Genomic DNA, 22,412 nt, shown 5'->3' with positions numbered 1-22,412 from the left:
AAATTATGGCATCAGTAAGCAACAGTGGTTAGAAGAGTTTTTGGAGTTACCAAATGGAATTCCCTCGGATGACACCTTTAGGAGAGTATTTGAGTTCATCAATCCCGAAGAATTAAATCGTTGTTTCACCAGATGGATAGAAACCCTAGTGACAAAGATGGGAGGAGAGATAATTCCCATAGATGGAAAGACCATTAGGGGTTCTTACGACCGCAATCAAGGTAAATCGGCATTAATCCGTCAAGTTTGGTCTGTTCCGGTTTCTGCTATGGGTGAGCTTTACCAACCTAAAATCTGGGCTGGACTCCAAAGTGTGGTCATGGTTGTCCGGGAGCGTCGTCTTTGGAATAAAACTACTCGTGAGGTTCAGTTTTATCTGACTTCTTTACATAGTGATGCTCAACTTTTAGGTCGAGCTATCCGCAAACATTGGAGTATTGAAAACCAGGCTCATTGGACTCTTGACTGTACTTTTGCAGAGGATTCTTGCCGTATTCGTGCTTGGAATAGTCCCCGCAATTTTGCTCTTTTACGACGTATTGCTCTCAATGCTCTCAATCGTGAACACACTTACAAACGTAGTCTCCGACAAAAAATGAAACGCACTGCTATGGATAACAATTATATGATTAATGAACTCTTTTAAACTATTGAGTCGGTGTAAACCATCTATTACTAACCATTTTTCCTCATTAGTTGCATCAATATAAAAAGCTGGTAGAGGGATACGGAGTAAAATTGATTCTATCAGTCTACTTTGAGCAATTTTATTCCAGACTTTTTTTCTCTGAAATTTTGGTTCTAATTCTAGTTGATGATAACTAATTCTTGCTAATAATTCATCAATGCTAACTTGTCTAGTTTCAACTCGAATTTTAGTAGGGTCAAAAGGCTCATTTATATCTTCTGCTGTAATAATATTTTCATCATCATCTTCCGAGAAATCATCTAATATTTCTGATTCTATGATAATATCTGGATCAATGATTTTTGAGTTAAGGTTATGTATATCTGTCATCATATTTATTAGTTGAGTATTTATTGGAGTCTAACGGCAACACCTAATAAGTTAGTGCAATTAACTAACTTAATTAGGGGTTGCGGAAAAAGTCTTTTCATTAGGGCTAGGAGTCAGGAGTCAGGAGTCAGGAGGAAGAATTAGAAGAAGAGAAGAATATACTTGAATCTGGTCAAGTGATAGATTTTTGGTAGTTTCAACGCTTATTTCTTGCACCAGACTCACCTTTTCAACCTTCAAACTCTTGATATATCTAAGTTTTAGCTTTATTAAGCAAGCCCTAATTATATATCCCCAATTACTTCAAGAAGCAGGTTATTAGCATTTTCAACCCAAAATCTACACAATATTACGCTTCCGGTTCAATTCCCAAAGCACGTAATTGTTCAGCCAAGCGATTTGCTCTTTCTTCACCAGTTAATAACAAATTACCTTGCAAATCCCACCCGCGCAACCAGGGTAATTCCATATTCTGATATTCTCCCTGCCATAAACCTAACTCAATTCCCATAGGTGTAATTGAATAATGTCCCCTTTCATTTGCTGATAATAACTGATATTGTCCACCAATTAATTCATAAACTTCTATACTGGCTTTATTCACTTCATAAATGCCATAAAAAGCGGGTTTAATTACCTGTTCATAAATCCAAAATTTACCTTTCCAAGGAGTTTTATCTCTTTCTTCACTACCATTTCCAGAAACAAATTCTAACACAATTAATGGCGAAATATATTCTTGCCAAAGGACATAAGAACGTCGGCTTTTACCATTCAAAGAAGGTGGTACATTGGGGACATAAAACCAGTCTGGGGCTTCTGCACCTTTTTCTGGTGGTTCAGTAATACGCCAATAAATACCTAAATCCTGTCCAATACAATATTGACCATCAGGATTTAATTTCTTGAGGATAGGTGTAATGGAGTCAGTCAGTAAGATGCTTTGAGGATGTTCTTGCCAATTTTTCACAAAAGTGCCGTTAGAGTCTGGGAGTTGGGTATGATCTGGAAGAGAGGTTTCTGGGTAAGGGCGTAAGTCTGGATCTTCCTGGACATCAGTTGTAAAAGTCATATATCCTCCTGCTGCTGTGAGGTTTAATTTAGTTTAGCAAAATTAGGGGGTAAAGCGATCGCACCTAACCTAACTAAATACGCGATCGCTATTCTTCTTAACTAACCTTTCCCACCCCCGCTAAATCTAAAATTGGCGCAATCAAATCTTCCCGCTTCACCGCCATAATATGCACACCTTGACACAAATCCTTGGCAATCTGCACCTGTTCCGCCGCAATTTTCATTCCTTCTTCTAGGGGATGTTTAGCTTTTGCTAACCTATCAATAATGTGTTCAGGAATATTCACACCGGGAACAGCCTTATTAATAAACTGGGCATTTTTTGCCGACTTTAACAGAAAAATTCCCGCCAAAATTGGTTTATTGTAACCTGCGGCGATTTTATCCATGAACTTTTCTAATATTTCAAAATCAGTAATTAATTGACTTTGAAAAAATTGCGCCCCGGCTTCTATCTTCTTTTCAAAACGACTTTGCAAACCTGACCAACTTTTAGATTGGGGATCTACTGCTGCACCGGTAAATAAATCTAATGCACCATCAACTAGAGGTTTTTCATTAAAATCAACACCATGATTCAGTTTTCTAATTAATTGCAACAACCGCACAGCTTCTAAATCAAATACAGCCTTTGCTTCAGGATGATCACCTGCTTTCACCGGGTCGCCAGTCAAGGCTAAAATGTTGCGGATACCCAAAGCATGAGCGCCCATCAAGTCTGCTTGTATACCAATACGGTTGCGATCGCGGCAAGCAACTTGGCAAATCGGCTCAATTCCATTTTGGCACAAAATCGCCGACCCCACCAAAGACGACATCCGTAACACTGCTCTGCTACCATCGGTAATGTTGACGGCATGAACCCTCCCCTGAAGAGTCGCCGCCATTTTCAGCATTTCTGTAGGATCTCCCCCTTTGGGTGGTGCTACCTCAGCCGTAATCAGAAATTCACCCGCTTGGACAGCTTGACGGAAGTTATTAAAAGCACTATGGTTTTGAGTATCCAGCATAACATTATAATTTTGGTTTTCTAATAGGGTAAAACATTAGACACCTAAAAGCGAAAACCTTAAAGAGGAACTGAGAAACCTAAAGCGGCTTTGACTTCTGCTAAAGTAGAGAGAGCGATCGCTTCCGCTTTTTCCCTCCCATCCCTCAACACTGTCTCTAAATAAACCTTATCTCCCATCACCTCCCCATATTTTTCTTGAATCGGCTTCAAAGCATTAATCGCTGTTTCTGTCAACAGTGGTTTAAATGTTCCCCAACCCATATCTTGACACTCCGCAGCTACATCTTCCTTAGTTTTGCCAGAAAGCAGCATATACAGGGTTAATAAATTGTGACATTCTGGGCGTTCTGGGTCATCAAAGGTTAAACCCCGAACTAAATCAGTTTTACAGCGTTTAATTTTCTTAGTAATCTGATCTGGTGGATCTAAAACATTAATCCGGCTCAACTCCGACGGATCAGACTTAGACATTTTCCGAGTCCCATCTGTTAAACTCATCACCCTTGCACCTTCTTTTCTAATCAAGGGATCTGGTAGTTTTAATACAGGTGCATCTTTCGCAAACTGGTGATTAAACCTATTGACAATATCCCGCGTCAGTTCCAAATGTTGCTTCTGATCTTCACCTACAGGCACTTTATCAGCTTGGTACAGCAAAATATCCGCCGCCATTAACACAGGATAATCTAACAAACCAACACCGACATTTTCTCCCTGTTTAACTGCCTTTTCCTTAAACTGAATCATGTCTTGCAGCCAATTTAAAGGTGTGATACAGTTCAGTAACCAAGTCAGTTCGCTATGTGCCGAAACATGGGATTGAACAAAAATGCTGGAGTGGTTTAAATCAATCCCACAAGCTAAATAAAGCGCGGCAATATTGTAAGTATCAGCCGCCAGAGTTGCTGGATTATGCGGTACAGTGATCGCGTGTAAATCTACAACACAAAAGAAATTATCATACTGGTCTTGAATTTCTACCCAGTTGCGAATAGCCCCTAAGTAATTACCCAAGTGTAAATTACCAGTTGGTTGAACTCCCGACAGAACACGCTGCTTACCCATAAATTTCCAGTTAGTTATAATCCAATGCGCTTAGTATTAAGAAAATGGTAGATTGGGTGAAGCGACAACGCAACCCAATTTATGGATTATAGGAGGCTTCTACTTTTTAAGCTAACGAATAGAGATTAGGTTTAGCCAACCAGTCGCAACAAGGCTACCAGCTAGGAGGACATAATGTCCACGTAAATTATGATTTTATTTCACGCAGAGACGCAGAGACGCAGAGAGTAAGAGTTTGAGAGATGGAGTTTTTGACTTTCATACCTCAATTCAGCAACGCCGCTTTTTCTATTTGAAGTTTTGCCCGAATAGCTTCTGTACCTGGTTTTGGTGGCTTAGAAGCAATGCGAGCAGTGCGTTCACGATTTTGTCCTTCGTAATACTGTCGCAATTCTTCCGCTTCCTTCAGAACAAGACGGTACTCTGCTTCAACCTCTGCACGGTATGTTTCAATATAAGATAGCGCAGCATTTACCTGCTCATCGGTAAGTCCAAGCATGGCACGGATGAATTTTGATGGATAGTGTTCTGTCACGTAATCCATCACATCATAGAGAGTGATGCGGGTACCTGAGATCGTCAATCCGCGCTCTGTACGGATAATAATCGCTTGATCATTTGATGCTAAAGTCATGTTTATAAATCCTCTGGAACTAATTCGATGTTAAGCCGCTTAAAGCAAACAGGACTTACGCAAAATATCTCTCAAAACCTCATTTCTCTGTGAACTCTGTGCCTCTGTGGTTTGTTTTTCAAAGAAAGCAGTAAATTATGAATCCTATCGGTACAAACTATATTTTATGAAAAAATTGATTAATCAGCCAGCAGATTTTGTCAGGGAAAGTTTAGAAGGGATGGCTGTGGCTCATGCTGATTTGATACAGGTTAACTATGAGCCTACCTTTGTTTATCGAGCCGACGCACCAGTACAGGGAAAAGTAGCAATTATATCTGGTGGTGGTAGTGGACATGAACCAATGCACGTCGGTTTTGTGGGTAGAGGAATGCTTGATGCGGCTTGTCCTGGGGAAATTTTCACCTCACCTACCCCTGATCAAATGTTAGCAGCTACCAAGCGTGTAGATGGTGGTGCAGGTATTCTTTACATCGTTAAAAATTATAGCGGCGATGTGATGAATTTTGAAATGGCGATGGAATTAGCTCATAGTCAAGGCATACGGGCTTTGAGTATTTTAATTGATGATGATGTAGCTATGAAAGATAGTCTTTTTACCCAAGGGAGAAGAGGGGTAGGAACGACGGTGTTAGCGGAAAAAATTTGTGGTGCGGCTGCCGAACAGGGTTATGATTTACATCAGGTGGCAGATTTGTGTAGAAGAGTAAATGTGCATGGACGAAGTGTGGGAGTGGCCTTGAGTTCCTGTACAGTCCCCGCGAAAGGTACACCGACCTTTGTTTTGGGGAATAGGGAGATAGAATTGGGAATTGGTATTCATGGAGAACCAGGGACAGAAAGAGTATCCATGAAATCAGGGGATGAAATTACCGAAATTTTAGCGCGTTGGCTTTGCCCGCCGCAGGCATCGCTCCTTGATGATACCACCTATAGTCGCACAGTCAAGGAATGGAACGAAACCAAAGGTAAATGGGTAGATATCGAACTATTAAATAAACCCCTGCAAAAGAGCGATCGCCTTCTAGCATTTGTTAACAGTATGGGTGGTACTCCCATAGCCGAACTCTATCTCGTCTACCGCAAACTGGCAGAAATCTGTGAACAGGAAGGATTGCAAATCGTGCGAAACCTCATTGGTCCCTACATGACATCTTTAGAAATGCAAGGCTGTTCTATCACCCTGCTGAAGTTAGATGATGAGATGTTGAAGCTATGGGATGCACCAGTAAAAACGCCAAGTTTACGCTGGGGTGTGTAAGATGGTAACACAATCACAAATTGTTGAATGGTTAAAAGTGTTTGCTTGTGTCATTGAGCATCACAAGGAAGATTTGACAGAATTAGATGCGGCCATAGGTGATGCTGATCATGGTATCAACATGGATCGTGGGTTTAGAAAAGTTAGAAGCATCTTACCCAGTTGTGCCAATAAAGATATTAGCGATACATTAAAAACCGTCAGCATGACTTTAATTTCCAATGTTGGCGGTGCGAGTGGTCCTTTGTATGGTACATGGTTTTTAAGAGCAAGTTCCGCCACCGTTGATAAGGAAGAATTAACTGAAGAAGATATGCTCAAGTTACTCCAAGCCGGTTTAGATGGAGTGATAGAAAGGGGTAAAGCGCAGTTGGGAGATAAAACCATGATAGATGTGTTATCTCCAGCCGTAGACACCTTTGAGCAAGCTTTAAGCCAAGGCTTGGGAACACTGCCGGCTTTGCGTCAAGCAGTTACAGCAGCCGAACAAGGTTTAAAGAACACCATACCGATGTTAGCAAAGAGGGGAAGGGCAAGTTATTTAGGAGAGAGGAGTATCGGACATCAAGATCCGGGTGGTACTTCTGCCTATTATATGTTGCGGAGTTTGTTAGAGGTGGTGGAAAGTCCTGGAAGGTGAAAAGTAGAAAGTTGCTAATTAGGACTTGAGGAAAAAGTCTTTTGGTTAGGGCTAGGAGTCAGGAGTCAGGAGTCAGGAGTCAGGAGTCAGGAGGAAGAATTAGAAGAAGAGAAGAACAGTATTAAATCTGGTCAAGTGATAGGTAAATGAACAGTTTTAACGCTTATTCCTTGCACTTGATTCTCCTTTTTTACCTTCAAACCCAAGTTTTAGTAGTTTTCTTATTCCTCTCTGCGTAAAACTGAATTGAGGTTAATTATCCCACAGCAAATCCTGTACAATCTCGAAATTTGGGAGGATCAAAACCTAAAACTATATCGTGTTTAGGTACACCTAACTCGACTAATTCATTAGCAATACCAACTTCTGTTCCATCCTGCTGAATCCAAATTTTACCATCAATAATATCTATATGTGAAACAGTACCATAAATTCGGTTAGACTCACGCCAGCCAACATAAATTAATAGGTAATGATCACCTTGAGTATCAAATATAGTTTGGGCTTGAATACGTTTATCCCATACCAATTTAACCCGTGCAGTAAGCAAGTTTTTTATATGTTCTCTGTATTGATCAACGGTAGCCATTTTTCAATTACCTCCCTGTCAATATTATAAACTATTAAGAAAAGTTGATTTTCTTCTACCAGTTCTTGAATAAACGGACTGATAAAAAATCGAGCATAGATATCGCTAGAAACAGCTAGATATAAAAGTCGATTTGCATTTATCTTTTGCGGACATTCACAATGAACTTATAGATGTATTTATGTAGTATATACTATATTATAGCAATTCCTATTCTGAGGTAAAAGGAGTAATCATTAAACGCCGATGGACGCGGATAAACGCAGATATACCCAACACGGCTTAATTGTTTGATTCTCCGGGTAGGGTTTTAAGCCCTGGCGACTAGAAGTCACGGCTACACAAACAAAGTCCGCCTGCGCGGACTAACGAAAAATCAAGGATTGGAAACCCACGTAGGTGGGTTTTGCCTGTGTAGATGCGGTTTCTAACCGCCCGTTTAATTATAAATCTAGGGTTTTCGTGATTATACAAAAGTCCATGTCTCAACCGTTGTGAGTATAATTTTGTACTTTACTAGACTAGGAAATGCTATATAGCAATACAATTGAGGACGGGGAAAGCGCACCCCTACAGATTTTGTAATTATACTAAATACGGCTTAATTATTTGATTCTGTGGGTAAGGGTTTAGCAGTGCTAAACCCCTACAAATCTCGGTTTTTCGTAATTTTGCAAAAGTCCATGTCTCAACCGTTTTTAGTATAAGAACTGGATCTCACTGATTTGAAAACCGCTAGATCAATATAACGGAAAATAGCGATCGCTCTAGCTACAAAACAAGGTAAACTCAATTATCAGGTAGACTATTTAATCACAAAGTAAGTATAATTGGAAACATTTGAGTTCATAGTCAACGGACCACCCGTATCTCAACAAACTCGTAGACGTGAAAAGCTCAGAGCTTGGAAAGATACAGTTAGACAAGAAGCAGAAAAATATTGGTCTTTCGAGCAACCGCCATCTACCGAGTCGGTTATGCTTAAGGTGACATACTTTTATAATGAAATTATTGTGGATGTAGACAATATAGTTAAGCCTATCCAAGATGCAATGAATGGTCTAGTTTATCTTGATGATACCCAAATAACTGATGTTCTTGTTAGAAAAAGAAATATATCAGGCAAATTTATAATAGAAAGTATAACTCCTATTATGACAAAAGGTTTTGCGCGCGGCAATGAATTTTTACATATTGTTGTCACAGATGCTCCTGATCAAGAGGTAATTGACTAATGAATGCTCAAATAGAACAACTGGAAAGAGAACGATTACTCGAAGTAGCAGAGAAATATCGTCAAAAAGGCTATCAGGTGATACTTTCACCCAACTATGAAGAATTACCCGATTTTCTCAGGGAGTACCGCTACCGTCCTGACATGATAGTGCGTGGAGGAGAAGATGCAGCAGTGATTGAGGTAAAATCACATCGTTCTATTATGTCATCTTCCGCACAGTTACAAACATTAGCTCAGGTAGTTAAAGATCATCCTGGTTGGAGATTGGAATTAGTCATAACCAATCCCAAGGAAGGACTGTATTATTCTAAGATGGAAGGTTCATTACAAGCAGATGAAATAAAGTCAAAATTACAGGTAGCTAGAGAACTAACAATTAATAATCCAGAATCAGCTATCCTTTATGTTTGGTCTTTGGCTGAAGCAACGCTTAGATTCGTTGCTATTCATGAAAATTTGATCTTGAAGAAATTAGAATCTCCTTTGTATTTATTGAAACAATTAGCATTTGAGGGAATACTATCTCAAACTGATTACCAATTATTAATGAATGTTTTTCCCCTACGAAATGCGATCGCTCATGGTTTTAAAACTACCCCCATCACCCAAAATTCTGTCTTTGAAGTCATTGAAGTTACGGAAAAATTATTACAATCTATTGAATCTACTCCTTTAGAGAGTTCCAAATAAAAAAACACTCAACCATCTAACCTAAAAAATCTCTCAAACTCTTATTACTCTGTGTCCTCTGTGCCTCTGTGGTTAGTTAATCGGGATAATTTATTTCCTAGAAGTCCCTTAACTTAGGAAAAAATTTACAATTACTAGCCAAATTGGTACTGTTTTTGTTAACTTACCAGAGAATAATGAAATGGGTAACTGGCTAAGGTGTTGCAGTGGTTGGAATAGTTATCGTTTCGCACAGTAAACTATTAGCTCTAGGAGTGCGGGAACTAGCCGCACAGATGGTTCAAGGACGAGTTCCTCTCGCCGTTGCAGCCGGGATAGATGATCCTGCAAATCCATTGGGTACGGATGCAATGCAGGTTTATGAAGCGATCGCCAGCGTATATTCTGAAGATGGCGTTCTGATACTCATGGATTTAGGTAGCGCCTTGATGAGTGCGGAAATGGCTTTAGAATTCCTTTCCCCAGCACAACGAGCAAAAGTACATCTCTGTGCAGCGCCTATCGTCGAAGGGGCGATCGCTGCGGTTGTAGCTGCCTCTAATGGTAAAAATATTCACCAAGTTATAGAAGAAGCCCAAGGCTCATTAGTCGCCAAAATCACTCTATTGGGTTCACATATTTCTCCTTCTTCTCCAGTCAATGAGGTTTTGATTTCCAACCCAGAAGCCAAAGAAATTAGGCTGACAATCAATAATCGCTTAGGTTTACACTCCCGTCCATCTGCCCAATTTGTGGCGACTGCATCGCGCTTCCAGGCTCAAATCCGCGTCCAAAATTTAACTAGAGGTACAGAACCAGTCCGGGGAGACAGTATTAATCAAGTAGCTACTTTAGGGGTACGTCAAGGACACGAATTATTAATTACAGCGGTTGGGGTGGATGCAGGTGCGGCGTTGAAAGCGTTACAAACTTTGGTAATCAACAACTTTGGCGAAAATGATCAATCAGTAAAATTACCATTAACTAAAAAAGCAGAAGTTCCTCAATTAACCCAGGGTGAACTGGTGGGAATTGGGGCTTCGACTGGAATAGCGATCGCTCCCTTAATTCATTATCAATCAACCCCGGTCACTTTAACAGAATACCACATAGAGAATGTAGAAATAGAGTGGCAAAGATTACAATCAGCTATCCAAACCGCCAAACAAGAAATTCAAACTTTACTTTCCCATACCTCCATCCAAATTGGTGATGCGGAAGCTGCCATTTTTGACGCTCATCTGCTATTTTTAGAAGATCCCGTATTGCTAGAAGCAGTGCGATCGCGTATTATTGAACAACACCTCAATGCAGAGGCCGCTTGGCAAGCTGTGGTGGATGAAGTAGCCAATTCCTATCGTAAACTAGAGGATGCCTACTTACAAGAACGAGTTGACGATGTGGTTGATGTTGGGTGTAGGGTACAAAGAATCTTAATTGGTAACGCCCTCACTGATTTAGAAATCACAGAACCATCAATATTAGTAGCCGCAGACTTAACTCCCTCGGATACTGCTAGACTAGATCCAACCAAAGTGTTGGGAATTTGCATGACTTCTGGGAGTGCGACTTCCCACAGTGCCATTATCGCCCGTACCTTGGGAATACCCGCCGTTTTAGGTGTAGATACCCAGGTGTTAAACTTAGAAAATGGGACTTTGATGGCGCTGGATGGTGAAAGTGGTAGGGCTTGGATAGAACCAACAGTAGATACTGTGAATGCACTACAAGCCAAACGTCAAACATGGCAGACATCCCAAGCAGAAGCTAAAGCCAAAGCCCACCAACCAGCAATTACCCGCGATGGTCGGCATATTCGGGTTTTTGCGAATATTAGCAGTATAGCTGATGCTGAAGCGGCGATTGGCAATGGGGCTGAGGGTGTGGGATTGGTTCGCACAGAGTTTTTGTACTTTGGACGGACAACTCCACCGGGGGAAGAGGAACAATTGGCAGTTTATCAAACAATTGCCGAGATTTTACAAGATCGTTCTTTAATTATTCGCACCTTGGATGTTGGTGGAGATAAACCGATTTCTTACCTAAATACAGGAGCCGGGGAAGCTAACCCGTTTTTAGGTTGGAGGGGGATTCGGTTTTGTTTAGATCATCCCCACATATTTAAAACGCAATTGCGGGCGATTTTCCGAGCTAGTGCAGGGAACAATATTAAAGTTATGTGTCCCATGATTGCCACTTTGACGGAGGTACTGGCAACAAAAACTATTATACAGCAAGTGCGGGGAGAATTGACAGAAGAGGGGATTCCCTTTAACAAAAATATACAATTAGGGATTATGATAGAGACACCGGCGGCTGTAGCGATCGCTGATCAGTTGGCGAAAGAAGTGAACTTTTTCAGTATTGGTACCAATGATTTGAGTCAGTATGTAATGGCGGGCGATCGCACTAATCCCAATGTAGCAACTTTAGCCGATCCTCTCCATCCTCCCGTATTACGGATGATTAAGCAAGCCGTAGAAGCAGCCCATACAGCCGGAATTTGGGTAGGAGTATGTGGTGAATTAGCCGCCGATCCTTTAGCTGCACCAATTTTATTAGGTTTAGGCATAGATGAATTGAGTGTGAATCCCCCATCTATACCCATGATCAAACAGGCAATTACTCAGTTAAGTATAGCTCAATCTAGTGCGATCGCTGCTGTAGCCTTACAACAAGATTCAGCCACCAGTGTTAGAAAATTAATGTAGATTTTTCTCTATGTTTGGGTGATGTGAGATTAAGTTCGCTTACAGCTATTTCTGGGTAAATAAACCACATTTTTTTGTCTCACGCAGAGACGCAGAGGCGCAAAGAGGAATTAATAGCTTTCCTCTAACTCGAACTCGGCCTTTATCGTGGACAGGTTGGAACTATTATTGAGGTTTATGAACCTGGAGTGTTTGAAGTTGAGTTTAGCGATATACAAGGACGAACTTATGCACTTGAAACATTAAGGGATAGACAATTAATGGTACTACATCAACAACCTCTTGCGGAAGTGGCTTGAAGTACCTAGTACCGTTGTGAAATCAAAAGTTAGATGGAGTAAGCTTTTGAGGAATTAAGAATGTCTCAAATAACGGAAGTAACCCGTAATCCCATAATCATTAAATCACCTTCCAAACCATCAAGTTCGGCAATTTTTGGTAAATGTCCCCAAGATTAAAACCCAAACCCTGTAAATAACTTTAAACTAGGTTGATTATGGGCAAAAATAAAGCCGGTTAAAGTTTTAATACTCAAACTGGAACTTTCCCTGACTGCTTTCCCTAAAAGTTGCTTTCCCAAACCACAGTAGTCTGTAGGGTGCGTCAGACAGAATAATTTAGGCTAAAATCAGTAATTTTAAGTTTCTGACGCACCTTATTTGATCTAACTATCTATACTCTGCAAGGGCATAAATTGAGTTTTTGCTTAAAAAGGATGGATTAGGACGCAAAAAACGTCACTATGGCTAACGCCACGCTACGCTATCGACAAGCTCAGTGACCACTCAAACTCTTATTTCTCCCTGTCCTCTGCGTCCTCTGCGGTTTGATATTCCGTAATTCGTGCGTAAGTCCTATGAATGTAAAAACCCAAGTTATTACCTTATCAAGTATAGAAACTTACGTTATTAGTCCGGTGCGTCAGATAGAGAAAATCTGTTGTGTGTTAAATTATCGGGTCTGACGTGGTTGGTGAGCTTGCCGAACCACACCCTACAATAGATAAAATCCATAATTCTTATTTCAGAGGAAACAGGGAACAGTAAAAGAAGACGTGTAATTTATTCTGCTTAATTTCTTATATGATTAACGGATTACATAGGTGATTAACTAGAGGGGCAGGAAAACCCCACCCCTAGCCTATTTCAGGTCATTAAACCTGAATTCAAGCCAAACTAAAGTTACTAGCTGTGAGACTACTAGATGTAATTCCCATCAATGATGCTAACTCGGTATTATTGAATTTCACCAAAGTGTTATTACCATCTTGCATCAACGTCAGGTCATTAAATTGAGTCACACCAATACCACCAATACCAATTACATCTGTTCCTGGAACAAAGTCCATCACGATATTCTTGCTGGTTGGTAAACTAGCTTGAGTAATCCAGAACTGGTCAGCACCACTACCACCAGTTAAACGATTACCACCTTTTTCACCTGCGAATAGTTTGTCATCGCCATTACCACCATACAACCAATCATTCATGTTGGAGTAAAGGATATCATCACCAGAACCACCAAACAGACGGTTATTGCTGCCACCGCTGGTTAAGATATCATTGCCAGAACCACCAAACAGCATTTGACCTGAACCCTCCACTATTTCTAGGTTATCCCCACCAGCAGCACCAAATAATTGATTGGCGGTTTCGCTTTCAACTATTTTGAGAGTATCATTTCCTTCACCACCATTGACATTGGTATTGCTGGCTGTGCCGTTTTGACCCACAAACACACTATCATCACCCGCACCCGCAAAGACAGCAGAGTTACTACCAACTAACACCATATCATTACCATTCCCAGCAAAGATGGTATTATCTTCAGGTGCATCTATGGTGTCCATTCCGTCCCCACTGAAGAAGGTTTGATTGGATGGAATTGACAGATTATCATCACCAGTGCTACCAAAGTTAATTACTGGTACTTCAACAGGAGGAATCTCTGGCATCACCTCAAACTGGCTGACGATTTGGGGTTGACGGTTGATAATAGCACTAGGATTAGCCTCTAACTCCTCACGGGTGTATGGTTCAATTCCATAGGTGGTGACAGTCAACTTTTGGGTTTGGGGGTCAATATTAAACTCACTCCAACCATAGGTATGGGTTGCTATGTAATCCCCTTGTAACAAGTTGGCATTAATCAAGCCGTCGGCTATGGCTAGATTGTCATTTAAACCAACAGGATCATAACCCAAGGGAGTTAAACCGTCATTTAACAGAGTCTTGAGGAAATCATCTTTGTCGTTAGCGATACTATCCCCGTCATTGGCTACAGGTAGAGAATCGTAAAACGCCTTTTGTTCAGCATTGAGGAATAAATCAGCTACCGTGGGTCCAAAGGGAGCATCATAAGCCACAGAACCAGTGATAATTTCCCAAGTGCTGGTAGGAATTTGTGCTTGACCTGGTGCTGTTTGGTAGGTGAGATTATTAACTAATGTGCCGTGGAAATCCGCAGTTACGAAAACAACGTTTTTGAGATTGTTGTCGTTGATAAATTTGAGAATTTCCGTTCTTTCAGCAGCATAACCTTCAAATCGGTCAGAAGCAGCAGCTATACCAATATTTTGAATTGGTTGCGGCACCATAATAAACTTCCAGGTGATGCCATTACTTTCTGCTTGGAGTAAGTCGCGTTTGAGATCCTCAACTTGTACTCTTCCCAACATGGTGCGGCTAGGATCAAAAGAGGCTGCGAGGAAGTTACCAATCTGTGCTTGATCGGTTACATCGGCTACACCAGGTAATCCTACATCCCGGAAAGAACGAGCATCTAAAACAAAGGTGGCTGCATCACTACCATAGGTATTGTAACGGTAGAGTTTCCGTTCTCCTGTGGTGCTGACATCCCCTGTTTGACCGTAGAATTGATCGCTGATGGGGTTGTATTCCTGGAAGGCTTGGAGACCGTTTTCGTAGACTTCGCTATCATTTACTAGGTCTGTTCCAGCGACAATTTGACCACGAATTTCACCACCTGGGTTAGTAGTGCTGTGAACGTTGAAATAGAAGTTGGTTTCTGCTCCAGCTTTGACGGTTTTAAAGTTATTCAACAGAGTAGAGTCTAATCCATCAGCACTATCCCAGCGACCTGTTAAGGTGACAGAATTATCTGCGTTGATGGTGTAATCTAGATCCTGATCGTTTTTGATATTGAAGACGACACCGCCATTTGTACCCCTTGCTGCTTGGTGAATATGTGCTACTGTCACATCATCGGTAGTTTCAGGAGTTTGGGGTGCAATTCCTAAAAATGTACCAAAGTCTAAGCCTTGAATTGTGAGGCTGTATTCTACATAGTTACTCTCGAAAGAGGCTTCCAGGTTAGCTGTTCCCGTGGCTGTGGTTGTGACGGCTGGATTTTCCTGATCTCCTGTGAGGGTGGAAGTATAAGTTGTGGGAATGTTACCGCCAAAGTCGTTGTAAACTTCGTGGTCGTCGATCGCTGCTAAGATGGAAGTAGAGGCACGTAAATCGCCTAATGTATTTTGGCCATATCGTCTTCCGTAAACTTCAGCTTGTTTAGCACGATATTCTTCTATGGTGATAGCTTGGTCTGCTTCTGTACCATCGGGGTTTTTGACCGCAGGGGAAGGAGCATCGGCATAAATTGTATCACCTAATGAGATGAAGAATTTTAGATTGGCTTCATCGGCATTGTTAACGGCTGGATAGGGTGCAAGTTCGCCACGCCAATCGCCAGAAACACCGAATTTCAAGCCTGTTTGATTCCCCAAGGTTGCGGCTGTGCTAAATTTGCCGATACCAGTTGCGCCAGTGATATCGGTGACGCGGTAGAAGTAATTGGTATTGGCATTTAAACCTGTAACTGCAACTTTAACTGGGAGGTTAATGTCGGTAACTGTTGCGGTTTTTGTGCCGATGATGGTGGTAAAGTTGGGGTCGGTGGAGTATTCAAATTTAACTTCTCCGGGGAAAATACTCCGCGCCCACAGGATGGTAGAGTTTTGATTTGTGTCACCACTGGCAATACCATTTATAGTTAAAGGTGCAGCTTCATTGCCTATTTCTTGACGATAGGCCGTATCTGCACTCCAGTTTCCATCTATGGGTGTAATGGTGATGTTGCGTTCTAGGAATTTACCACCTTCTGAATCTGGGTTATTGGTGATTGTGGGTGATCCTAAAACAATGCCAGGTACTCCTGCTTGGATGTCTGCAATCTCAAAATCTAGGCTGGTGGTTTGATCGAATTTGGTTAAAGCCACACCTGTTAGGGTGTTGAGGTTGGGTTTATCGGGGTTGTAGGCGGGGACGTTGATGTTTAAACCTACTCCTTGGGGTAGTATGTTTGCGTTGTTGCCTTGGGTAGCTTGGAGTTTGTTGATTGTTTCAACTACCATCCTAGCAGCGACATCATAAGCTTTTTCGGTGCTGGATCTGTCCCCTTGTTGCAACTCAGCTAAATTGATACCTGCACTCACAGCGATCGCTGGAATCCCATTTTGCAATGCTGTCACGGCTGCACTCAATGTACCAGAAGAAATGGCATCAAGTCCAATATTTTCCCCTTCGTTAATCCCAGAAATCACCAAATCCGGTTTCGCTAATTCTTCTCGGCTGGGTAAAATATAGTCTAAAGCCGCCCAGGTAGTCACAACTGGCGTACCGTCAACGTACCATTTATTTAAGCTAGGATCAAATTCCGAAACTTCCATATTTTGGAAGATTCTATCGGTATTAATCGAAGTTCCTTTACCGCTTTGTTGGGTTTTTGGTGCTACAAAAATGACGTTGTGACCTGCTGCTACTAAGGCATTATAAAGAACGTCTATCCCCTTAGCTTCGTAACCATCATCATTCACCAACAGAATATTTAAGGCTGTGGTGGCTACTGGAACGGGGTCAACTAAATTAGGTAAGGTTAACTGGATACGGGGTGCTAGTTCTTGACGTTGATTTTCTGGGGTTCCCCAATCACCATCAAAGGCTGTGACTGTAATCCGGTCGGCTAAAAACTGTTCTCCCTCGGAAGTCGGTTTGGGAGTTGCACCATCAGGAAGGGTATTTTGGCTGTAAAGTATGCCTTGACCTGTGCCAAAGTTGGGTGGTAGTTCCCCAAAACTAAAGTTAAAACTACCCGCACTATCAAACTCTGTAAAGGAAATACCTGTGATTGGGTTATCGGCTGGAATATTGATATTTAAACCAATTCCCTCTGGTAACAACTGTGTCCGACTTCCCTGTTCTTCCTGGAGTTGGGAAATTAAATCAACGACGTAATTCGCACCAATGTCGTAGGCTTTATCTGTGCTAGGATATCCATCATTACGTTCTGATAATATCACTCCTGCACTGACAGCGATCGCTGGAACACCTTGATGTAAAGCGGAAACTGCTGCGCTGAGAGTACCAGAAATAATCCCTTCTAAACCAAGGTTTTCCCCTTCGTTAATCCCAGAAATAACTAAATCAGGTTTTTGTTCAAGAATGTAATCTAAACCTGCCCAAGTTGCCACAACTGGTTTACCATCAACATACCATTTGTTTGGTTCGTATTCGACAATCTCAATTGGTTGGAAAACTTTATCAGTATTAATGGCTGTACCTTGACCACTTTGTTGTTCTTTGGGTGCAACTAGGGTGACTTTATGGCCAGCAGCCGTTAATTTGTCGTAGAGAACATTAATTCCCTTAGCCTGATAACTATCATCATTCACCAATAAGATGTTTAGAGATGGTTTAACTTGAGGAAATAGGTTAGCTGGATTACGGGGGTCGTAACTGGTGGTGTCAATGGTTAATGCTTCAGGTAAAGTATTAACGATGTTTTCCCAAGGAACAAATTTAAAGTTGGTGTTGACGTTTTCTAGTTCACCGTCATCTTCCACTAATTTGGCTGGGTCGTTGTTACCATCTTGGGTGACAAATAAACCGTAGGGGAAGTTAGCACCCAAGGGGACGTTAATCACATCTGCACCGTCTGATTCTTGGACGCTATCTATTCCTCCGTTGTTACCGATTGCAAACCGTCCTAAGAATTGGTTATTACCTTCCCGACTGTATGCAGCAAAGGTGTTGTCTCCTTGACTAGATGCGAGTAAGTAACCTGTGCCGTTTGCACCGTAATAAATGGTCAGTCCTTCTACATCATCTACCAGATTTTCACCATCTAATTCTTTAACTCGGTCAATCAGTTTACCGATATTACTACCGTTTGGTTCGGCTTCATATTTCCAAATTCCCACATTTTCTTGACCTATGTAGAGGAAACCGGTTTCTTGGTCTACTACCATTCCCTCGGTTTGGGGGTCAATGTCGTTAATTGTGGGTACAGTAAACTCTCTGACTCTTTCTGCGCCAATTGTACCATTACCCATGTCAATTAGTTTGAGTTGGGCAACATCTCCGGTTTCTCTACGACCTGTAAATACATAGTAGTCGTTGGTGACGGGACTACGGTACAGGGTTAGTCCGTAGGAACTGCGAGAGTCTGGTTCAAAGGGTGGTTCAAAGGGTGCGGCTTGGAAAATTGTACCAATGTTGCTGGCGGTGATATCTTCTAAATAGTTGCCGTCGGTAGAGTTGGGGTTAATTTTGAATATTACCAGTTTATCGTTATTGCGATCGCTGGCCACGGCAATATCAATGGTTTCGTTACCCAGTTGGAAACCATATTGTAGGTCAATGTTGTTATAACGAATATCCCCAGGATTAATTGTTTGTAGCAGGTTTCCAGACAAATCATAAACCCGAACTCCGGCATTTTTGACGGCGGTTAATACTAAGCTATCGGCGGAGTTGGTAGCATTAACATAGATGGCTGGATCGTCCCCATCAGCATTTTGATCTACAATTGCCTGGGCTGGATCTTCATCATCAAATAAATCTGGACGGGTTTCAACTGTGGGTGTGGCAGTGGGTACTAAATCTGCACTCAAGGTGATAATTTGAGTAAATTGGGTAGCATTGAAGTTATTATCACTCACCAAAACAATAGATTGACGACCATCAGCTAATTTGGGACCAAAGGCAATACCCTCAATGTTGTCTGTACCAGTCACAGGGTGATTAGGGTCGGTGGGTAGTCCTAAACTGTCCAAATTCAAGATTAAACGTTTGTTGAGGGCAATTGCCGTCAATTCTTCACCAGTTAAATCGCCGAGTGTGTCAATGGTGCTGATGTCACTTCCACCTTGCAGACTCACTTCATAGATTTTGATCGTGTTTCCTACACCTTGGGCAAAGGAACGCTCTAAAGTTAGTAAAGTTCCCCGGTTATCAATTGCCAACACATCTACTAAGCCGTTATCATTAAATCCTCCCACGGGGTCGGCAGGTCTGGCAATGGCATCAGTAATATATAGATATTCTTTTTCTGGTTGACCAGAAACCAAGTTGTATTGGATAATCCGGGCAGGACTACCACTTTCTAAAGTCGCTCTTGCACCATCTTGGAAAAGGGCGTTTTCTGTAGCAGTGTACAGGGTTTTTTGGTCGGGGGAAATGCTTAAACTTTCAAAGGCTAGGTTGTTACGAATGCCGGAAGTTTGAGTATCACCTGTGTTGATAATACCGTCGCCGTTAGTGTCTTCTACTACAGGGAGAAATTTTTGGGGAACTGATAAGGAACGAATTTCCTCACCTGTAGCTAAATCAAACTCTTTGATAAAAGGATCGGTAACGCGACCAGCACCAGGATTAGCTTCACCTTCGGAGGAGATGAATACTGTACCATTGTTAGTTAAAGCAATACCTTCTGGGTCAAGACTGTTAGTTGCAAAACCATTACCATTTGTATCCTTGAGTTGGACAACATTAGTAAAGGTCACTGCATTGGTAGCAGGATTAAGAGTGAAAGTATAAAAACGGGCATTGGATGAGCGATCGTCAGAAATAGCGTAATATTGATTATTTACAGCATCATAAGCAACACCAGACAAACCACCCAACGGAACTGGAGTTTCCCCAATTATTCCCGCTTCACCTTCAGGAATAAAATCCGTTGGAAAGGTTGTTTGACCCGTAAATTCTACACCAGCAATAGTTTTACCCGCTTGAGTTGCACCAACTTGTACATCTGCAAATACCAAACGGTGGTCAGAACTGGGGAAGGGAAAAGTACCCACAGGTGCAAAGGTCGGGTCACTATTCTCAGGCCAGAATACGGCTGAGTTAGTAATTTGTAAATCAGAAGATGGTAAAACATAATCAGTCCGCAAATTACCAGGAGTCGTATCGGCAAAATCTGCTGTATCAAAGGCTGAATTACCTTTATGGTTAGCGTTGGCGTTCCCCTGTAACTCTGATTGTTGCACAGCGCCCGCACTGGTGGGAATGGAATTAGTATTGATTTGAGGACTTTGTAAAAGTTGTAAAATAGCATTATCAAAACTGTCTCCATCAAAAGGATCGGCGTTTTGATCACCCATAATTACAAAGCTAGACCCAGCATCAATACCACCTTCTTTACCGCCATCATCATAGATATAATCACCTTGACCAGGAGTGATATAATCTGCCCAAAAACGGATTTCGTCGTGGTTGCGCTTACCGTTGCGGTCTTCTGGTCCATCAAATACGGGGGGTGTGGGATGACTCACCAAAACATGAACTGTGTCTCCGTTGATTTGAACAGGTACATCCCAATGACTTTTAGAAGAAAGTCTTAAAATATCTTGTTCTTCTGGAGAGTACCAAGGAGTTCCAGAATCAGGGGTGGAAATGGTAGGTAACAATGAATTTGGCATATCCTTCCACAAGAAATTTTGGAAGGTGCGGACGTTGGCTGTATCAATGGGATATTTAGATAACAATAACATCCCAAATTGTCCTGGGAAATTACCGAAACCAAAGGCATCATCTCCACCGCCTACTGTACCATTGTTATTTAGGTCAAAGCCGGAAGCAATACCGGTATTAGAGGGAGCGATATAAACGTAGGGATAGTTAACGGGAGTCGCACCGTTTTGACTAATACCTAAATAATTTTGTTGAAATAGTTGTACTGGTTGGAGTGGGTTAGCACTTACATAGTCAAATTCGTTAATCAATAATACATCAGGGTTAGCACGTTGGATAATTTCGGCAACGGCTTTAGCTTGAGTATTATCAGGAGTAGATAAATCTGTTACTAACTGTCCCTCAGTATTACGGTTAAGGGAGGCGTTAAATTGGGAAAATCTGACCGTGTTATTAGTTACCATTGTTAATGACAATAAATTACTGTGTTTACAATGGCACAAAAATAACTGTCAAAAGTTAAGATTTAGTTGTCTAATGTTCAAGATTGCTTAAATACTCTATACCTTATCCATCTTGAAACCTGAAGTTTTAAGTCCTGTTAACATTAAATCGGCGGTTAAAAACCGCAACTACACAGGCAAAACCCACACTATGGCTAACGCCACGCTACGCTATCGGCAAGCTCAGTGACCGCCTCCGTGGGTTAAAAATAAGTAGTTTTTCTTCAGTCCACGCAGGTGGACTTTGTTTGTGTAGCCGTGATTTCTAATCGCCAGGGCTTGTTTTAGGTAATCAGATCACTTGTGTGTACACCGTAGTTGGTAAGGGGAGGGGAGGTTTTGCTGTAGCAAAGCCGGGGTGGGGTAATTCGATCAACTACAGGTTTCATCTTGAACGTGGTTTAATTTGATCAATCTAGGGGTGGAGATGCAATTAGAAAAGTGCTATGGTTTTAATTATTCCAGGTCTACCGATCCCTTTATGCAAAACAACATTTTCGCGCATTTGTTGGGTTTCACTCCGTTCAACCCAACCTACAAGAATAAATTTAATATTATTTACTATAAGGGGAGCCGTAGAACCATTATTCCTACTTAGTCGGTAAATAATTAATATCTAGGAGTTGCTCAAAACTATAAGGACATTCTGTAGGGAAATCAACTTGATAATTCGTTTTTCTTTGCACGTATCCTAATGCCCTTGCATAAATTTTTAGTCTTTGTTCAATCAAGTGATTGCGTAAATTTGTGGTTATTTTAGCATTAAGTTGATCTCTAAATCCATAAATTTCTGCTTGCCAATGACCAGAGTTCCTGTCAATTTCATTTTGCCAATATTGGTATAATAGTAAATGTCTGATGATTTGCTGTAATAAACTTTCTACAGCATTTTTTCTCTCATTTCCCAAATCTTCTAACTCCTCAATCAAATTTCCTAAATCCAATTCATCAAAACGATTTTGTTTTAATAAATCAATAGTTGCTAATAACCATTGATAGTCATCAGCATTATAGAGTTGCTGCAAATTAATAGTAACTGTCATAACTTTACCTGTTCTCGGTTGAGTGAGATTAAGTTGGTAAATGGCAAATCATCTTACCTAAATTATAATATTATAGGACTTACGCACTGTACAAATTAATCATGATCTGCTTTCACTAAAATAATTATATTTTTACCGATCAACTAACTGTGGGGTCAGGGTTTAGCACTGCTCATTGGTGTCAACTTAGGCTCTAATCGTTGTCCCACAGCCGTTTTACCCCTCCCCTTAATCCCCTCCCCTCT

General features: G+C 41.3%; 15 protein-coding genes and 2 pseudogenes. 7 read left to right on the top strand and 10 right to left on the bottom strand.

Annotated features, from left to right (window positions below; genetic code table 11):
- Positions 1 to 646, top strand: a 646-nt coding sequence (locus VB711_RS24380; protein WP_323289003.1) for an ISAs1 family transposase, incomplete at its 5' end; no start/stop codon positions are given.
- Here the strand turns inward: VB711_RS24380 and VB711_RS26565 are convergent.
- The 5 genes from VB711_RS26565 to VB711_RS24360 form a co-directional block, all read right to left on the bottom strand.
- On the bottom strand, positions 530 to 1,018 hold the full coding sequence (locus VB711_RS26565) for a DUF262 domain-containing protein (protein ID WP_416233614.1): 489 nt from the start codon (positions 1,016 to 1,018) through the stop codon (positions 530 to 532). The two genes, VB711_RS24380 and VB711_RS26565, sit on opposite strands and share 117 nt — an antisense overlap.
- Positions 1,019 to 1,367: 349 nt before the next feature.
- A complete protein-coding gene (locus VB711_RS24375) occupies positions 1,368 to 2,090 on the bottom strand; it encodes a Uma2 family endonuclease (RefSeq protein ID WP_323289002.1) in 723 nt (240 codons plus the stop codon).
- A 97-nt stretch (positions 2,091 to 2,187) separates the two neighbouring features.
- Entirely contained in the window at positions 2,188 to 3,102 is a 915-nt protein-coding gene (locus VB711_RS24370) for a methylenetetrahydrofolate reductase (protein WP_323289001.1), read from the bottom strand.
- 59 nt (positions 3,103 to 3,161) lie between these two features.
- Positions 3,162 to 4,169, bottom strand: a complete 1,008-nt coding sequence (gene trpS / locus VB711_RS24365) for a tryptophan--tRNA ligase (RefSeq protein ID WP_323289000.1) — start codon at positions 4,167 to 4,169, stop codon at positions 3,162 to 3,164.
- Between the two features lie 265 nt (positions 4,170 to 4,434).
- Positions 4,435 to 4,803 carry a DUF433 domain-containing protein gene (locus tag VB711_RS24360; RefSeq protein WP_323288999.1) on the bottom strand — a complete coding sequence of 123 codons (369 nt, stop codon included), beginning with the start codon at positions 4,801 to 4,803 and terminating at the stop codon, positions 4,435 to 4,437.
- 166 nt (positions 4,804 to 4,969) lie between these two features.
- On the opposite strand from VB711_RS24360, the gene dhaK reads away from it, so the two are divergent.
- Together dhaK and dhaL are read left to right on the top strand one after the other, a co-directional pair.
- Positions 4,970 to 6,064 (top strand): dihydroxyacetone kinase subunit DhaK, encoded by a 1,095-nt coding sequence (gene dhaK, locus VB711_RS24355; RefSeq protein WP_323288997.1) that lies wholly within the window; start codon positions 4,970 to 4,972, stop codon positions 6,062 to 6,064.
- A 1-nt stretch (position 6,065) separates the two neighbouring features.
- A complete protein-coding gene (gene dhaL, locus VB711_RS24350) occupies positions 6,066 to 6,704 on the top strand; it encodes a dihydroxyacetone kinase subunit DhaL (RefSeq protein WP_323288995.1) in 639 nt (212 codons plus the stop codon).
- A gap of 256 nt (positions 6,705 to 6,960) precedes the next feature.
- Here dhaL and VB711_RS24345 read toward each other — a convergent pair whose 3' ends face one another.
- Positions 6,961 to 7,293: a XisI protein gene (locus VB711_RS24345; protein ID WP_323288993.1), complete on the bottom strand. Its 333-nt coding sequence runs from the start codon at positions 7,291 to 7,293 to the stop codon at positions 6,961 to 6,963.
- Positions 7,260 to 7,436, bottom strand: coding sequence for an element excision factor XisH family protein (locus VB711_RS26560; RefSeq protein ID WP_416233613.1), 177 nt, complete (start codon positions 7,434 to 7,436; stop codon positions 7,260 to 7,262). The genes VB711_RS24345 and VB711_RS26560 overlap by 34 nt, the downstream gene beginning before the upstream one ends.
- 687 nt (positions 7,437 to 8,123) lie before the next feature.
- On the opposite strand from VB711_RS26560, the gene VB711_RS24340 reads away from it, so the two are divergent.
- The 4 genes and pseudogenes from VB711_RS24340 to VB711_RS24325 all read left to right on the top strand — a co-directional run.
- Positions 8,124 to 8,528: a RusA family crossover junction endodeoxyribonuclease gene (locus VB711_RS24340; RefSeq protein WP_323288992.1), complete on the top strand. Its 405-nt coding sequence runs from the start codon at positions 8,124 to 8,126 to the stop codon at positions 8,526 to 8,528.
- On the top strand, positions 8,528 to 9,220 hold the full coding sequence (locus VB711_RS24335) for a hypothetical protein (RefSeq protein WP_323288991.1): 693 nt from the start codon (positions 8,528 to 8,530) through the stop codon (positions 9,218 to 9,220). The genes VB711_RS24340 and VB711_RS24335 overlap by 1 nt, the downstream gene beginning before the upstream one ends.
- A gap of 206 nt (positions 9,221 to 9,426) precedes the next feature.
- Positions 9,427 to 11,910, top strand: a complete 2,484-nt coding sequence (gene ptsP / locus VB711_RS24330) for a phosphoenolpyruvate--protein phosphotransferase (RefSeq protein WP_323288990.1) — start codon at positions 9,427 to 9,429, stop codon at positions 11,908 to 11,910.
- Between the two features lie 143 nt (positions 11,911 to 12,053).
- Positions 12,054 to 12,209 (top strand): annotated as a pseudogene (locus VB711_RS24325) (DUF4926 domain-containing protein); the annotation flags it as partial.
- A 65-nt stretch (positions 12,210 to 12,274) separates the two neighbouring features.
- Here the strand turns inward: VB711_RS24325 and VB711_RS24320 are convergent.
- The 3 genes and pseudogenes from VB711_RS24320 to VB711_RS24310 form a co-directional block, all read right to left on the bottom strand.
- Positions 12,275 to 12,496, bottom strand: a pseudogene (locus VB711_RS24320) (GNAT family N-acetyltransferase); the annotation flags it as partial.
- Positions 12,497 to 13,075: 579 nt separating this feature from the next.
- Complete coding sequence (gene surE / locus VB711_RS24315) at positions 13,076 to 21,085, bottom strand: 5'/3'-nucleotidase SurE (protein ID WP_323288989.1); 8,010 nt, start codon at positions 21,083 to 21,085, stop codon at positions 13,076 to 13,078.
- A gap of 629 nt (positions 21,086 to 21,714) precedes the next feature.
- The gene (locus tag VB711_RS24310; protein ID WP_323288988.1) at positions 21,715 to 22,167 is read right to left on the bottom strand and encodes a DUF29 domain-containing protein; all 453 of its coding nucleotides are present in this window, start codon (positions 22,165 to 22,167) and stop codon (positions 21,715 to 21,717) included.
- Between the last annotated feature and the right edge of the window lie 245 nt (positions 22,168 to 22,412).

This window comes from Cronbergia sp. UHCC 0137 (genome assembly GCF_034932285.1).
GTDB lineage: Bacteria > Cyanobacteriota > Cyanobacteriia > Cyanobacteriales > Nostocaceae > Cronbergia.
This window is presented reverse-complemented; position numbering and strand designations above follow the sequence as displayed.

What these genes read in the sequence shown, in the direction of transcription:
- VB711_RS24345 (WP_323288993.1), bottom strand. Translation starts at nt 7,293, where the DNA reads ATGGCTACCGTTGATCAATACAGAGAACATATAAAAAACTTGCTTACT.
- VB711_RS24370 (WP_323289001.1), bottom strand. Translation starts at nt 3,102, where the DNA reads ATGCTGGATACTCAAAACCATAGTGCTTTTAATAACTTCCGTCAAGCT.
- VB711_RS24335 (WP_323288991.1), top strand. Translation starts at nt 8,528, where the DNA reads ATGAATGCTCAAATAGAACAACTGGAAAGAGAACGATTACTCGAAGTA.
- trpS (WP_323289000.1), bottom strand. Translation starts at nt 4,169, where the DNA reads ATGGGTAAGCAGCGTGTTCTGTCGGGAGTTCAACCAACTGGTAATTTA.
- VB711_RS24360 (WP_323288999.1), bottom strand. Translation starts at nt 4,803, where the DNA reads ATGACTTTAGCATCAAATGATCAAGCGATTATTATCCGTACAGAGCGC.
- VB711_RS26565 (WP_416233614.1), bottom strand. Translation starts at nt 1,018, where the DNA reads ATGACAGATATACATAACCTTAACTCAAAAATCATTGATCCAGATATT.
- surE (WP_323288989.1), bottom strand. Translation starts at nt 21,085, where the DNA reads ATGGTAACTAATAACACGGTCAGATTTTCCCAATTTAACGCCTCCCTT.
- dhaK (WP_323288997.1), top strand. Translation starts at nt 4,970, where the DNA reads ATGAAAAAATTGATTAATCAGCCAGCAGATTTTGTCAGGGAAAGTTTA.
- VB711_RS24375 (WP_323289002.1), bottom strand. Translation starts at nt 2,090, where the DNA reads ATGACTTTTACAACTGATGTCCAGGAAGATCCAGACTTACGCCCTTAC.
- dhaL (WP_323288995.1), top strand. Translation starts at nt 6,066, where the DNA reads ATGGTAACACAATCACAAATTGTTGAATGGTTAAAAGTGTTTGCTTGT.
- VB711_RS24310 (WP_323288988.1), bottom strand. Translation starts at nt 22,167, where the DNA reads ATGACAGTTACTATTAATTTGCAGCAACTCTATAATGCTGATGACTAT.